The 13617-nt window shown below is 55.9% G+C and carries 13 protein-coding genes; 2 read left to right on the top strand and 11 right to left on the bottom strand.

From position 1 onward, the window contains the following. Together VFE46_13350 and VFE46_13345 are read right to left on the bottom strand one after the other, a co-directional pair. Nucleotides 1-836: hypothetical protein (locus tag VFE46_13350; protein ID HZZ28981.1), on the bottom strand; the 836-nt coding region annotated here is incomplete at its 3' end. Between the two features lie 247 nt (nucleotides 837-1083). Further along, on the bottom strand, nucleotides 1084-1338 hold the full coding sequence (locus VFE46_13345; protein ID HZZ28980.1) for a hypothetical protein: 255 nt from the start codon (nucleotides 1336-1338) through the stop codon (nucleotides 1084-1086). Between the two features lie 377 nt (nucleotides 1339-1715). On the opposite strand from VFE46_13345, the gene VFE46_13340 reads away from it, so the two are divergent. Continuing rightward, the gene (locus VFE46_13340; GenBank protein HZZ28979.1) at nucleotides 1716-1889 is read left to right on the top strand and encodes a hypothetical protein; all 174 of its coding nucleotides are present in this window, start codon (nucleotides 1716-1718) and stop codon (nucleotides 1887-1889) included. A gap of 147 nt (nucleotides 1890-2036) precedes the next feature. On the opposite strand, the gene VFE46_13335 is transcribed toward VFE46_13340, so the two are convergent. Together VFE46_13335 and VFE46_13330 are read right to left on the bottom strand one after the other, a co-directional pair. Then, nucleotides 2037-2423, bottom strand: coding sequence for a tetratricopeptide repeat protein (locus VFE46_13335; protein HZZ28978.1), 387 nt, complete (start codon nucleotides 2421-2423; stop codon nucleotides 2037-2039). Between the two features lie 27 nt (nucleotides 2424-2450). Then, complete coding sequence (locus VFE46_13330) at nucleotides 2451-5138, bottom strand: hypothetical protein (protein ID HZZ28977.1); 2688 nt, start codon at nucleotides 5136-5138, stop codon at nucleotides 2451-2453. Nucleotides 5139-5667: 529 nt separating this feature from the next. Here VFE46_13330 and topA point away from each other — a divergent pair. Then, nucleotides 5668-8373: a type I DNA topoisomerase gene (gene topA / locus VFE46_13325; GenBank protein ID HZZ28976.1), complete on the top strand. Its 2706-nt coding sequence runs from the start codon at nucleotides 5668-5670 to the stop codon at nucleotides 8371-8373. A gap of 104 nt (nucleotides 8374-8477) precedes the next feature. Here topA and acpS read toward each other — a convergent pair whose 3' ends face one another. The 7 genes from acpS to VFE46_13290 all read right to left on the bottom strand — a co-directional run bounded on the left by acpS (nucleotide 8478) and on the right by VFE46_13290 (nucleotide 13615). Then, nucleotides 8478-8885 (bottom strand): holo-ACP synthase, encoded by a 408-nt coding sequence (gene acpS, locus VFE46_13320; GenBank protein ID HZZ28975.1) that lies wholly within the window; start codon nucleotides 8883-8885, stop codon nucleotides 8478-8480. Between the two features lie 179 nt (nucleotides 8886-9064). Next, nucleotides 9065-9613 (bottom strand): hypothetical protein, encoded by a 549-nt coding sequence (locus tag VFE46_13315; GenBank protein ID HZZ28974.1) that lies wholly within the window; start codon nucleotides 9611-9613, stop codon nucleotides 9065-9067. A gap of 3 nt (nucleotides 9614-9616) precedes the next feature. Further along, complete coding sequence (trpS, locus tag VFE46_13310; protein ID HZZ28973.1) at nucleotides 9617-10582, bottom strand: tryptophan--tRNA ligase; 966 nt, start codon at nucleotides 10580-10582, stop codon at nucleotides 9617-9619. Between the two features lie 62 nt (nucleotides 10583-10644). Further along, a complete protein-coding gene (locus VFE46_13305; protein HZZ28972.1) occupies nucleotides 10645-11571 on the bottom strand; it encodes a dihydroorotate dehydrogenase in 927 nt (308 codons plus the stop codon). 186 nt (nucleotides 11572-11757) lie between these two features. Continuing rightward, a complete protein-coding gene (locus VFE46_13300) occupies nucleotides 11758-11976 on the bottom strand; it encodes a hypothetical protein (GenBank protein HZZ28971.1) in 219 nt (72 codons plus the stop codon). A gap of 399 nt (nucleotides 11977-12375) precedes the next feature. Then, entirely contained in the window at nucleotides 12376-12768 is a 393-nt protein-coding gene (locus VFE46_13295) for an HU family DNA-binding protein (protein HZZ28970.1), read from the bottom strand. 430 nt (nucleotides 12769-13198) lie between these two features. Further along, the gene (locus tag VFE46_13290) at nucleotides 13199-13615 is read right to left on the bottom strand and encodes a YkgJ family cysteine cluster protein (protein ID HZZ28969.1); all 417 of its coding nucleotides are present in this window, start codon (nucleotides 13613-13615) and stop codon (nucleotides 13199-13201) included. Between the last annotated feature and the right edge of the window lie 2 nt (nucleotides 13616-13617).

Genomic DNA, 13617 nt, shown 5'->3' with positions numbered 1-13617 from the left:
TCGGGGAGCCAGTCGGTGGTGAAATTCGGATAGTGATACTGCTCCGTGGTCACCGGAATGACTTTGCCGTATTTGAATCCGTCGGCTTTGTATGCCGCCGCGGTGGCTGTGTCCTCCGGGTTGTCAAATCTTCCGACCACGAACGGATGGTTGCGCGCCAGTTGCAGTTGCGCTCCATCTGGCTTGGGGATTTGCGCCTGGTAGAAAGAATTCCCGGTCGCTTTCACCTGCCGGTACGACTGCAGACCGTTGGATAAGAATATTCCAGTGAATACCTCGGGATAGAACAAACCAGTGCGGAGGCCAACGCAGTACATCTTGCCGTCGGCGTCGGCCCAGTCGTTGCTGCCAAAAATGTACACGCGCTTGGGATCGATTTTGTACAGCTTTGGCATGTTGTAGGCGGCATCGAGCATCAGGCCGGCCCGCTTCCACCAGGCATCTAAATACTCCTTCGGCACAATCAGCGCCATATTGGCGTCGGCCAGTTGCGGCAAAACTGCCGGCGGCAGCGAATCGGCGTGTTTGTACAGCGCCAGCACCAGCAGGCCCATCGGCTTGGCCGGATCGTACTTTTCCGGCACGTAAACCCACCAGCCTTCCTTCGATAAATCGTAATCCTGCAGGCTCTCGATTTTGTCGCCCGGGTTGAGCAGCTTCAATCGCTTGGCCAGCGCCTTCAATTCGCTCTGCGGACTGCGCTCCGTGAAGGTCGTTTCGAAGCCGCCGGTTTTTTGGTCGTCGGCCTGTGCCGGGCCGCCCAGCAGCACTGCGCAGGCTGACGCGCTGCTGGCTGACAATACCGTGACGCAGGCCATTCGCAGCCGCCAGTGCATGGAAACTCCTTACCTGCCAGTAGCCGATTTTGATCAATCCCCCCGGAAGTATAGCAAACCGGTCGCACGGTTGCCACTGCCGACCAGCACAACAGAGCAGCCTTGGATACTACAAAGCAACGCCGCCAGACTGAATGGCCAAGAGATTTTGCCGGTGGCGAACACTCAAGAAAAACAAAAACACCAGCGCGATCGACGGTCGATCACGCTGGCATAAAAAGTAGCAGTTTCTGACGAGCGCATTTACTCAGGAGCCACAAGATTTGCCTTGCTCGCTGTGAGTTTTTTCTTCGCGTCGAGGTTGGTTCCCCTCATCGCGATTTTTGTTTTGCTCGTCCGGATTCCGCATGGGCTTTTGTCCCTGGTTTTGGCCATATTCCTGACCTTGGTTTTGACCGGAATTTTGCTTCTCGTGACCGGTTTTATTCATTTCTCCTTGGTCGTCCGGACGCTTAGTTTTTTGGGCTTCCTTGGTGGGTTGAGCTTGATTCTGCATAGCCATGATGTTTCCTCCTGGAAGATGAATCGCTGATAGGCGAATCGTTTTAGAAAATTACACGCCCCCCACTACTGCCCTGCACATAGTGTGCCGCAGGCAACGATTGGCAGCTCGCGGTCGTGGATGCACTTTGCTTCCGCAGGGTGGCTGGGGTCGACCGAAAGGAGCCCCCAGCGGGTAGCATTCCGGGGGGCTCGGCGGCACTCGACCCCCGGCCACCCAATGTAGTTCACTTCAAAATGCATCACTACCGCTCGCTTGTATAAATGGGGTCTTCAGACAGAAGCTGGCCACAGCGGCGCTTGTCTTCCAAAAGGCCCATTGTATATTGTGGCAACAAGCTGGCACAAAATAGTTCACTTCAATTCAAAGGATTAACCATGGCCAAGAAGCGTGCAATGAAACGCCGGGCGGCAAGGCAGGAAGCTCGCGGCAAAGCGATCAAGAAAGCGACCGTCCGCGTTAAGGCGAACGTCAAAAAGCGGCGTACTCGGCGCGTCAAGCGGCGTAAAACGGTCGTCGAGACCGTGAAGCATTTGATCGGCCTGGATTAAAAAATGATGGTCGCCTAATTTGGCCGCTCGGCAATGTAGCGACGGCTGTCCACAGCCGCTTTTGTTCGAGAAAACAGCAGGCGTCTGGAGACAGACGCCTGCATTTTTTCATATTAGGCGACCACCAAAATTATCGGCGCGTTGGTTTTATGACCGTCCAGAATTTAGCAAGCGTTCCAGCCTGCGCTGGAGCGAGGTGTCGCGATGGAATGTTTTTGCTTGGTTGAGCCAGCGCCGCGCGGCCACCGGACGATCCGTTTTACGATACGAACTGCACAGGTACAGGCACATTTCGTAATGCTGCGGATGCCGCGGATTCAGCCGCAAGGCCCGCAAATAACAGGGAATGGCTTCGCGCATTTTTCCGCTGGCATCGAGCATGGCGCCCAAATGGAACCAAACCAAGGCGTCTGTGGGGTGCTGCTGGGAGAGTTCGCGCAGTAGCACAATGGCTTCGCGGCGGCGACCGGCTTGCGCTAAACGTAATGCCTGAGGAAGCTCCCGCGATTTTAAAACTCGTGACGAGGAAGCCATGGCGCGTAGGCAACGGGTCCAGAGAGCTTAATCTTCCGCAGCGGCACTGCGGCTTTCGGATAGCGTTTCGCCGGGCGCCAGCTGGTAGCCGAATTCGTTCTGCACTTCCTTAAACCAGGCGGTCATCAGACCGCCATTTTCTTGGGCGCCCACGTAGGCGTAAGGAATGACTGACATGTCGTTGGACATTTTAGTCAGGAATTCCTCATGGAGCGCGTCCAGCGTGGGTTCTTCGCTTTCGATTTGCACCACGTAATAAATGGTTTGCGGTTCGTTGGCGGCCACTCCGGTTTCGCTGGTTTTCAATGTGAACACGCTTTTCATAAAATCGAAGCCCACTTGCTCCAGGCCGGATACTTGCGTGAGTCGGGGCGCCCCGAAGAGTTGTCCGACCGGTTGCGTGAGCCAACTGAACGGCCCGGCGGTAACTAAGCCATTATCGGGCGCGGAGCCGAAGGCTTCCTTCAAAGTTTCTTTGAGTTTGCGGGCTTCGGCAGCGTCTTCGTTGGCTTTGGCCAATGCCGGCTTGCGCGCTTGAACCATTTTCCAGCGCAAAGTGACTTCCGGCTTAATCTCTTCCAGCGTCGGCGTGCGAGCAGTTTCGTCGGCAATTTTCCACCACAGGTAGCGGTTGTTGTCGTTGTCGTCGCTGCGCTGCGGTTGAAAGATGGCCAACATCGGCTGACCGCTGGAATCGAGTTGATAGGCCAGTTGCACAAACGAGGGCGCGGTGTAATCGCCAGCCACCAGCGAACGGCGCGATTTGCCCAAATCGGTGTGATTGTACGCATCCAGGATTGAAACCAGGTCGGTTTCTTTGGCTTCCAATCCGTAGGGCTTGGCTAATGCTGTAAGGTCGGGCGGTTCCGGCTTTTTGGCCGTTTTGTTGCCGCGACTCACTGCCGCCCGATAGGTTTCCAGGCCGCGGTTGTACTGCAGAATTTGCGATTCAATGGCGGAGAAGGCATCGTCAACCTGCTTATCGACCTGTTGTTGCGCCAGCCGATTGCGAATGGTGTCGGCAACTTTATCGAGCGGATCGTATTCGACAGGCGGCTCGGCAGCCGGGGTCTTTCCTTCCGCTGCGTGGGCGGCAGAGGATTTAGCATCCGTGGACTTAGTATCCGCCGTTTTCGCGTCCGATGATTTGGCGTCTGTGGACTTTGCATCCGTCTTGCCACCGGCCGATTTGGCGTCGGCAGACTTCGCAATAGGAGATTTTGCGGTCGACGGGGCAGCGGCTGATTTTGCCGCAGGCGCTTTGGCGTCGGCAGCAGCGGGGACCGACGATTTGGCTGCTGGCGGTTGGGTCGCCGGGGCTTGTGTGGCCGGGCCTTGCGTGGCAGGCGGAGCATCGGCCAGCGCTAACTGCTCGCCGTTTAGCGAGGTCGTCATCGTTAATTTTCCGGCGGGCGAAGCCGCAGGGAAAACGCTCGATTGCTTATCGCTCCCTGACTTCGTTTGATCGTCCGATTTTTTCTGGCTGTCCGATTTTTTGGCGTCGGAAGATTTGGCGTCACTCTTGGCGCCGCCCGTTTTTTGATCTCCCTTCGCGCCGCCTTTCAAATCGCCCGATTTCGAATCGCTCGATTTTGTGCTGCCCGATTTGCCAGCGTCGGATTTGGCGGCACTTGATTTGGAATCAGAAGATTTTGCGTCGCTCGCTTTGGAATCGGTCGATTTCGTCTCGCCCGATTTCGATTTCACCTCGTCGGTTTTTGTTCCTCCGGCGGCTTTTTCGCCTGCTTTGCTTTCGGACGGGCCCTCGGTCGATTCTTTATCGCCGGGCAGTTCGGGGAGCTTGGTCTTTTTGAATTCTTCCTGGTGATTGTCGTAATAATCTTTAATTTCCTGCTGCGTAATTTTCGGCGATTCGGCAGCCAGCAGTTGCTCGTAATCTGCCTTGATGTACTGGAACTTCGCTTTGAACGGCTGACGGAAACCAGGGTTGGGGCTGTTCGGATCGGGCTCGGCGGTTTTGTATTGCTCGTAAAAGCTTTTCAGTTGTTCCGGGCTGGGATCAGGAATTTGATCCACAAATTTATTCACCGCCACCGGCAGAAATTGCGCCGTTACTTTGCGGTTTAAGCGGCAGAAGTAATCCCAGCGGTCGCCAGGAGTATCGCCGTGGAAGACGGCAAACTGCATGCCCTGGCCGAACTGCTGGATGCGATTCAAAAGCGGACTGAAAGCCCGCTGGGCATAATTTGCAGCCATTTGCATTCGCAGCGCATCGAACAGTTGGCTCTGACCAATGCCATCGTAGTGCTGCGATACATTCCGAACGATGTTGGCCAATTCCTGTGGACTCAGCTTGTTCTCGGTGAGAGTGTTAATGTAGCTGTTGGCGACGGCGTCGCTGACGACAATTCCCATTTGCTCGGCCTTTTTATCGAGCAACATGGTCGCAACCATGTTCTGTTCCGTGATGGGAATTTGGTATTGGGCAGCCTGCTGCGGCGTTAGTCCGGCTTGCGTGCAGGCAGCTAACAGAAATTGATTTAACGCATGCAAAACCGTTTTGCGATAATTTAAATCGCTGCGATGAACGGTCCCAAAATCCCACGTAAAAATTTCGGGATCTTCGCGCTTGCCCAGCGCGCTGCCCATGCGGCCGGAGGAACCCAAAACGACGAAGGCAAACATGCTGAGGATGGTCAACACGACCATCCAAGCCTTCTGATTTTTGCGAAACGTGCGAAACGGACTGGCCATAGGGTGTTCCTAAAAGGAAGCCGCGCGGGCGCTTCATTTCGCCCAATATCCTTGTTTACGCGGGGGCGTTGGTTCTGGTCGAAAGGCAAAGATGGCTTGACAACCAACGTGCCCGGGTTGTATGCGATTAAGGCTGCAGCGGAATACCAAAGATTCAATTTCGGAGACGCCGATTGTAGCGCTACATGACGTAAATGCAATCCCAGTCAAGCGAAGCGGCGCGTGTGCAGTGGTTGTTTTGATTTTAGTTTCGCGCAAAAAAAACGCTCGGTGTTTGGCGACAACGCATAGGCGGAAGCCGGCCGGCGGCATAGAATCCGCTGACAGTGATCCGAACCGGCGCTAGGTCCGGTCGTAACGATTGCAGGGTAAAAATCGAGAAGTTTCCAGGTATTTTCGACAAATAGAAGCGTGCAAGTCCAATCATCACATAGTTTTGTGGTAGATCGTTAAGAATTAAAAAATCGTGCTGGCAAATATCCCATACTTCCCAGACGAACAGCTTTAACATCCATTCACCTCGGTATTTATGGCGAAAAAAACCCCCAAAGCCGGCGCAAAGAGTTTGGTGATTGTTGAATCGCCTGCGAAGGCCCGCACCATCAGCAAGTTCCTGGGCCGCGACTTCACCGTTGAGGCCAGCATTGGGCACATTCGCGATTTGCCGCAGGGCGCCAAGGAGATTCCGGCTGAATTTAAGGACCAGGCCTGGTCGCGGCTGGGCGTGAATGTGGAGAAAAATTTTGATCCGCTTTATGTTATCCCGCATGGCAAAACGGCTCACGTCAAAAAACTTCGCAGCCTGGTCAAAGACGCGAAAGACCTATATCTAGCGACGGACGAAGACCGTGAAGGGGAAGCCATTAGTTGGCACCTGAACGAAGTGCTGCAGCCAAAGGTTCCTGTCCACCGGCTCGTGTTTCACGAAATTACCAAAGGCGCCATTCAGGAGGCGCTGCAGCATCCGCGCGATATTGATCAAGACCTGGTCCGGGCCCAGGAAACGCGCCGCATTTTGGATCGGCTGTATGGTTACGAAGTATCGCCGCTGTTATGGCGCAAGGTGCGGCCCAAGCTCTCCGCCGGCCGGGTGCAAAGCGTGGCCGTGAGGTTAATTGTGGAGCGGGAACGGCAGCGGATGGCATTTCATTCCGCCACGTACTGGGACTTGCTGGCCACATTCGCCAATGCTGCCAAAACGCAATTTGCGGCCACGTTGATTGCGGTCAACGGTAAGCAAATTCCGGCTGGAAAAGATTTCGACTCTGCCACCGGAAAATTAAAAGATTCCGGCCTGCTGCAGCTGGATGAGAAAGAGACGCAGGAACTTGCCCAGCGATTGCGCGGCGCAGAGTTTCGCGTTGCTTCGCTGGAAGTGAAACCGTACACGTCCAAGCCTTATCCGCCGTTTACCACCAGCACGCTGCAGCAGGAAGCCAATCGCAAGTTGGGCTTTACGGCCCGCCGCACCATGCAGGGGGCGCAAAGCTTGTACGAAAACGGCCACATCACGTACATGCGCACCGACTCAACCAACTTGGCCAGCGTGGCCATCGAAACGGCGCGGTCATTAGTGGCTTCGCAATACGGCGCGGAATATCTGCCGCAAAGCCCGCGCGTGTATGCGACCAAAGTGAAAAATGCCCAGGAAGCGCACGAGGCCATTCGCCCCGCCGGCAGCCCGTTCGATTTTCCCGAGCAATTGCGTGCCGGCCTCAACCCCGACGAGTTCAAGCTGTACGATTTGATCTGGAAGCGGACCATGGCCAGCCAAATGGTCGATTGCCGCGGCCAACGCATTACTGTCACCATTGCCGGCGGCGGCGCGGAATTTACCGCGGCGGGCAAGACGATCGAATTCCCCGGTTACTTGCGGGCCTATGTGGAAGGCTCCGACGATCCGGAGGCGGAATTGGCCGATCGAGAAGCGGTTCTGCCCTCGTTGGAACAAGGAGAGAAATTGCAATTGGCCGGCAATGGCTTGGAGCCGAAAAGCCACACCACGCAACCCTCGGGGCGTTTCAGCGAAGCCGCGCTTACCCGGGCGCTAGAAGAGTTGGGCATTGGTCGACCCAGCACGTACGCCACCATCATCGACACCATTCAAGCGCGCAACTACGTGTTTAAGAAGGGGGGCGCCCTGGTGCCCACCTGGACGGCCTTCGCAGTCACGCAGTTGTTGGAAAAGCACCTGCAGGAATTAGTCGATTATGGCTTCACGGCACAAATGGAAGACGATTTGGATGCCATTAGTCGCGGCGAGCAAGCCCAGGCAGATTACTTGCGAAAGTTTTATTTCGGCAACGGCCAACCGGGGTTGAAAAAACATTTGGACAAAAAAATCGACGAAATCGACGCCCGCGATGTCAGCCGGGTGTTGTTGTCGGAACCAAAAGGCGAGCCGCCCCTTTATGTGCGCGTGGGCCGCTATGGTCCGTTCATCGAGCAAGGAGAGCAACGGGCATCGTTGCCCGAGGGGCTGGCGCCGGAAGAGCTTACGCTGGAAAAATGCCGCGAGCTATTCTCGCACGCCTCGCAAGCGGAAGAGCCGTTGGGCGTTTGTCCGGAAACCGGCAAGCCGGTATTTTTGAAAGTGGGCCGCTTCGGACCGTATATTCAACGGGGCACGCCCGATGACGAAGAGAAGCCCCAAAATGCCTCGCTGCTCAAAGGCATGGCGCTGGAGAACATCGATCTGGCCACGGCGCTTAAGCTGCTGAGCCTGCCGCGCAATTTGGGAACGCATCCGGAAAACGGTCAAACCGTAACCGCATTCAACGGCCGGTTTGGACCATACATTAAGTGCGGCGAGGAAACACGCTCCTTGCCGGCAGGCGTTTCGCCGCTAGAGGTCACTTTCAACGAGGCGCTGGAGCTGCTCAAGCAACCCAAGGCTCAGCGGCGCGGCTTTGGCGCCAAGAAGGAACCGCTGAAGGTGTTCGATCCTTCGCCGGTCACCAAAAATCCGGTGCAATTGCTCGACGGCCGCTACGGCCAATATGTGACCGACGGCGTTACCAACGCCTCGGTGCCGAAAAATACCACGCCGGAAGAGGTAACCTTCGAGTTTGCACTGCGGCTATTGGCCGAACGGGCGGCCGCTGGTCCATCGCAGAAACGGGGCGCGCGCCGCGGCGGAAAGTCAAACGCAGCCAAAAGCGGCGGAGCGAAGGAAAGTAAAGCCAAGCCCAGTGGAGGGAAGTCGCGGCGGGCTGTGGCATCGAAATCGGCGTAAAGGTCGAGAAGGACCAATGACCAAATCCCAATGACCAATGAGATATTGCTCGCCGACTTTCTTATGGGTCATAGGTGCTTGGTCATTCGTGCTTCACTGGCCGGCTATTTGGCGCCGTCAGCCATTTTCTCGCCGCCCAGCGCAAGAGCGTATGCCGTGGCATGGCTGCGGCAGTGAGAAATGCTAATCATGACGTTCGTCACGCCCGCCTGATCCATAAATTCTCGGGCTCCGCCATGCATTGCTACGGTGGGCGATCCGGACCGCAAGTTGTGAACTTCCACGTCGCGCCAACTAATGCCACGCCGCCAACCGGTGCCCAGGGCTTTAAGCACGGCCTCTTTTGCCGCCCATCGGCCGGCAAAATGCTGCGTGGCTTGCTTGCGGTTTTGGCAATATTCGATTTCGTGCGGCGTGTAAACCCGAGCGATGAACAGCTCCCCATGCCGCTCGATCATTTGAGCGATGCGCAGGCATTCTACAATATCGGTGCCGATGCCGAAGATGGACATGGAAGCAAAGAGTCGAGGGATGAAGGCGAATGTTAAGTGTCAGTTTAGAGCAAGCCTCGGTCCGATGAAGCGCGTTCAAATAGCCGGACGGCTGTGTTCAAATAGCCGGGTGGCCCGCCGTCCGGTCCGGATGCTGTGAGCATTCGGCCATCGTCGCTACACATTCGGTGAGTAATGCGTTAGCCGCGAGCCGGCAGGTGAGCGCGGGGCGCCATCAACCACGCCACGACGGCCGCTACCGCGATCATGGCGGCTCCGTCGACAATCCACAAGAGCCATTTTGTCGAGGCTTCTGCGGCCATGAACTCAGAAAATGTCGGCGGCTTGACGCGAAAATCATCGAGCATGTTCTTAAAATACTGCTGCAAAATCACGTTGCTTTGCACGTCGTGATCGACTTTCGCCTGGTATTGGTGTCGATAGTCGAGATAAAAAAAACCATGTTCCGCAGCGACCAGGACGAAAGCCGAAATGATTACGCCGCCGGTGATCAGCCCGCGACCGTGCAGTCCCAGGTAAGCGGCGGCAAGGGCCGCGCTCAGACCGAAGGCAAAGCCAAGCATCAACGGGAATAATCCCACCGGGGCAAAATTTGCATTCTGCAACCACACCGCAATGCGAGCCAACGCCGCCGACAACATGATTACGGTAGCAATCCACAGCGCGATTGTAGTCCCGTGGTGCGGCGTCACGTCAGCATGGTTGCCGCTGTCGATCGAGATGCTCACGGCTTACCCCTTTACGCCGCAGGCCTTTTCGGCGCGGGCTAAAACTTCGGCCGCTTTTTTGCGAGCCCGGCTAGCGCCATCGGCCAGTATTTCCCAAACTCGTTTGGGCTGGGCGGCTAAATCTGCCCGGCGTGCGCGGGGCTCGGCAAAAAACCGTTCGGCAGCGTCGGCCAGAGCCTTTTTCACTTCGCCGTAGCCAAATCCGCCTTTACGATATAGCGCCGCCATTTCCTCACGCTCTGCTTCACTGGCGACCAGCGAGAACAATTGAAATAAATGGTCGGAGTCTGGGTCTTTCGGCTGCTCCATGGGGCGCGAGTCGGTCACAATGCGCATGATTTTCTTTCGCTGCGCTTTGGCATCTTCGAACAGCTCCAGCGTATTGTTATAACTTTTCGACATTTTTTCGCCGTCGATGCCCGGCACTTTCGCCGAGTGATCCAAAACCTTGGCTTTGGGCATGACGAACGTTTGGCCGAAGTGATGGTTGAAGCTGGCGGCAAGGTCGCGGCACACTTCGATGTGCTGGATTTGGTCGGCGCCGACGGGAACCGTATCGGAATCGTAGGACAAAATGTCGGCGGCCATTAAGACAGGGTACGCGAACAAGCCCGCATCAGCCGACAGCCCTTTGGCGATTTTATCTTTATAGGCGTGGCAGCGCTCCAGCAGGCCCATCGGCGTACCGGTCAAAAGTAGCCATGTCAGTTGCGTCACTTCCGGCACATCGGACTGAAGAAACAACACCGCTTTGTCGGGATTCAATCCCAGCGCAAGTAAATCAATGGCGGCATCGAGCGTTAGCTGCCGTAATTGCTGCGGATCGCGCACTTGGTTCAGCGCGTGCAAATTGGCAATGAAATAATAAGCGGCATCTTCGTTCTGCAGATCGATGTACTGCCGGATGGCGCCGAAGTAATTGCCCCAATGAAATCGGCCGGTCGGTTGGATGCCGGAAAGAACGCGCATGGGAGAAAGGGGCTAGGGAGTAGGGGCTAAAGGCTTAGAGACTAGAGTTGAATTGAGCTTGGTTAAGTTTTGATTGTTCCGATGATTTCCGAGACAGATTTAGCCCCCAGTTGGTTCAACGCCGCCGGCAGGGCATTTAGCAGTTGCATCGTTACGGTCGGATTATAGAAGTTTGCCGTCCCAATTTGCACTGCAGTTGCGCCGGCAACCAAAAACTCCATCACATCGTCGATGGTGGCAATCCCGCCGATGCCGATAATCGGCGTATCAACGGCCCGCGAAATTTGATGCACGCAGCGTAGTGCCAGCGGCTTGATAGCCGGTCCGCTGAGGCCCCCCATCACGTTGCCCAGCATCGGGCGGCGGCGCTTCCAGTCCACCGCCATGCCCAGCGCGGTATTAATGGCCGAAATGGCGTCGGCCCCCCCCTCGGCAGCAGCTCGAGCAACGACCGTAATATCTGTCACATTGGGTGTTAGCTTGGCGATGATCGGAAGCCCGCATGCCGCTTTGCAGCCGGCCACCACGCGGCGGCACATCTCGGGATCGACGCCCAAATCGACCCCGTGACTGACGTTCGGGCAGGAAATGTTTAGTTCCAGGGCTGCCACGCCAGCGAGCCCTTCCATGCGGCGAGCCATTTCGACGAATTCATCCAAGGTGCTTCCTGCGATGCTTACGATGATGGGCGCGCCAATCGTCGTCAAATAAGGCAAATGGTGTTCGATGAATGCTTCCTGCCCGTCGTTATCTAGCCCGATGGAATTCAGCATGCCCGCTGGCGTTTCGATGGTTCGCCACGGGGCATTGCCCGGTCGGGGAAGGCGGGTAATGGTTTTGGGAATAATTCCGCCCAGCCGCTTCAAATCGACCAAGCCAGCCATTTCGCGCGCATAGCCGAATGTGCCCGAGGCGGTGAGAATCGGATTGGGAAGCGTCAGACGCCCCAAGCGAACGGAAAGATCGACGGATGGCGGGGGAGCGGACAAAAGCGAACAAGCTAAAGGTGTGGATGCGAATCAAACGCTCTGGGCTTAGCAGCTTACCGCAATTGCGCGCAAAAAAAAACGCCGCACAGGCTGGCTGCCCTGCGGCGTTCAATCGACTTTGTTCTGAATGCTGCGGCCCAACTGCCGTCAACTGCGTGAATGTGCTTGCGATGCGGGTGTAGCGAATTACAGGATGCCGCCGTGAGTGCGGTAGAGGGTCATATGCGACGGCTGATCGAGGAACCAGATTCGTTCCCATTCGTCGAGCGCTTGGCGCAAATCTTCCGATGTATTCAGCAATTCGCCGGCCCGGCGCGACGGATCGGCCGAGTACATCGGTATGAGGCAGCCGGTGGCGCTGGAAATTGCCAGCCCGGCTACGGTTGCAAAAATAAGCCTACGCATCACAGGTTCCTTCCTGAATGGCATGCGCCGCAATCCCTTGCGGGGATGGTAAATACCTGAGTGTTTCCGTGCGTGATATATCGTCGACTGGCTTTTGCCAGCCAACGGTCAGTGCAGGGCACGAACGCGCCGGTGCACTAACTGATTTGTTTATCTCCGCCAAACCGTTTCGAAATGATTTGTGATGAGCTTGCTCTCGCAGCCGGAAGATGAGTCGCTGGCTGCGTTTGGGCGAGCAAGGTTACTTATTCTGGTGTTACGCGCCGAGGTCAAATTACCGGAATCTGGCGATCGGCAGTTGTTTACCGCCTCTGGGTAGGCGTGGCGATAAGTCGGTATCCGTTCCGTGTGTGACAGCGGAGAAAGCAGTTTTCTGGGTTATCGAGTTCCGTGGCGTGATTAGCCGCTGCCTTGCATTCCGTAAGCTGGTGGGGTGCCGGCGGTTGGGGCGACCGTCGAACCGTCGCTAACCTGGTGCCCCGCTGCTTTGGCCCGTGCTTCGGCTGCTTGTCGCTCCAGTTGCCGAACCTTCTCTTCCATCTCCTTGCCGGGCTTAAATGTCACGACAAACTTTTCCGGCACAAAGACTTTTTCACCGGTGCGCGGGTTGCGGGCCTTACGAGCGGCACGCTGCTTCACCTCGAACACGCCAAAATTCCGCAGCTCGATGCGGCGTTCTTCGACCAAGGTTTCCACGATGGCATCGAAGGTTTTTTGGACAATTTCCTTCGTTTTGAGTTGCGTCAGGCCAATCTCCTCGGAGATGGTCTTTACGATCTCTTTTTTGGTCACGGCGAAAATTCTCCTCTAACGAGACGTAAAGTCGAAGGCTTGACAAGCCAGTTCGACCCGCCCATGTCACGCTCCAAGTGTAGGTGGCGTAAGTACTAGTGTCAAGCTATCTTTTCGATTTTGCGACACTGTCAGTAACAAGTTACGGCGACAAACATCTGCCACTTGGTCATGAATCGCTTGAGGATGATTGCGATTAACTTCAAATTTTCAAAGAACTTACGGCGAAACAGTGAACCCGCCGGCGATATGTATTCCATAAGTCATTACTAATAATGAACTTAAGAATATTAATGGCTAGCGACGACACGCTTCGTCTCAGCGCAGATAGACTGCGCTGGTCGGCCTGTAGTATCGACGTTTCAACCGCCAAACTTTACCGAATGGGAAGAATTTGAAAAATCGGCAAACTTTGCGCCGGCGGGAGACATCAAATTTTGATGACCGCCGATTGCGCCAGCACCTCTTCCACGCTGTACAGTTTCCCTTTGCCACTTCCCGGACAAACCTGGCAAGTTTCCTTCCAGGCCTGCGGCGACCGAATATTGGAGTCCCAGAAGGGCCAGGTGCGGCACTGGCGGGGCCGAGCTTGGTAAACTTTGCACTTGCGAGCTTGGCTGTCGAAAAAAACGCAGTCGCCGTTATCGTATTCGAGCAGGCTTTTGCGCGACCCAACTCGACGCACATACCGGGCCTCAAAGTCATCAGCGGCCAGCCCGACAACTTTTGCTAGCGCCGCAATTTCATCCTCAGTCACCCACACATAGCCTGGCGTTCCCGTGCAGCAATCGCCGCATTGGGTGCACTGAAAGCGGAGGCCATTTTGAAACCAGGGAGCTTGTGGCATGG

Source organism: Pirellulales bacterium, assembly GCA_035656635.1.
In the GTDB taxonomy this organism is placed as follows: Bacteria; Planctomycetota; Planctomycetia; order Pirellulales; family JADZDJ01; genus DATJYL01.
This window is presented reverse-complemented; position numbering and strand designations above follow the sequence as displayed.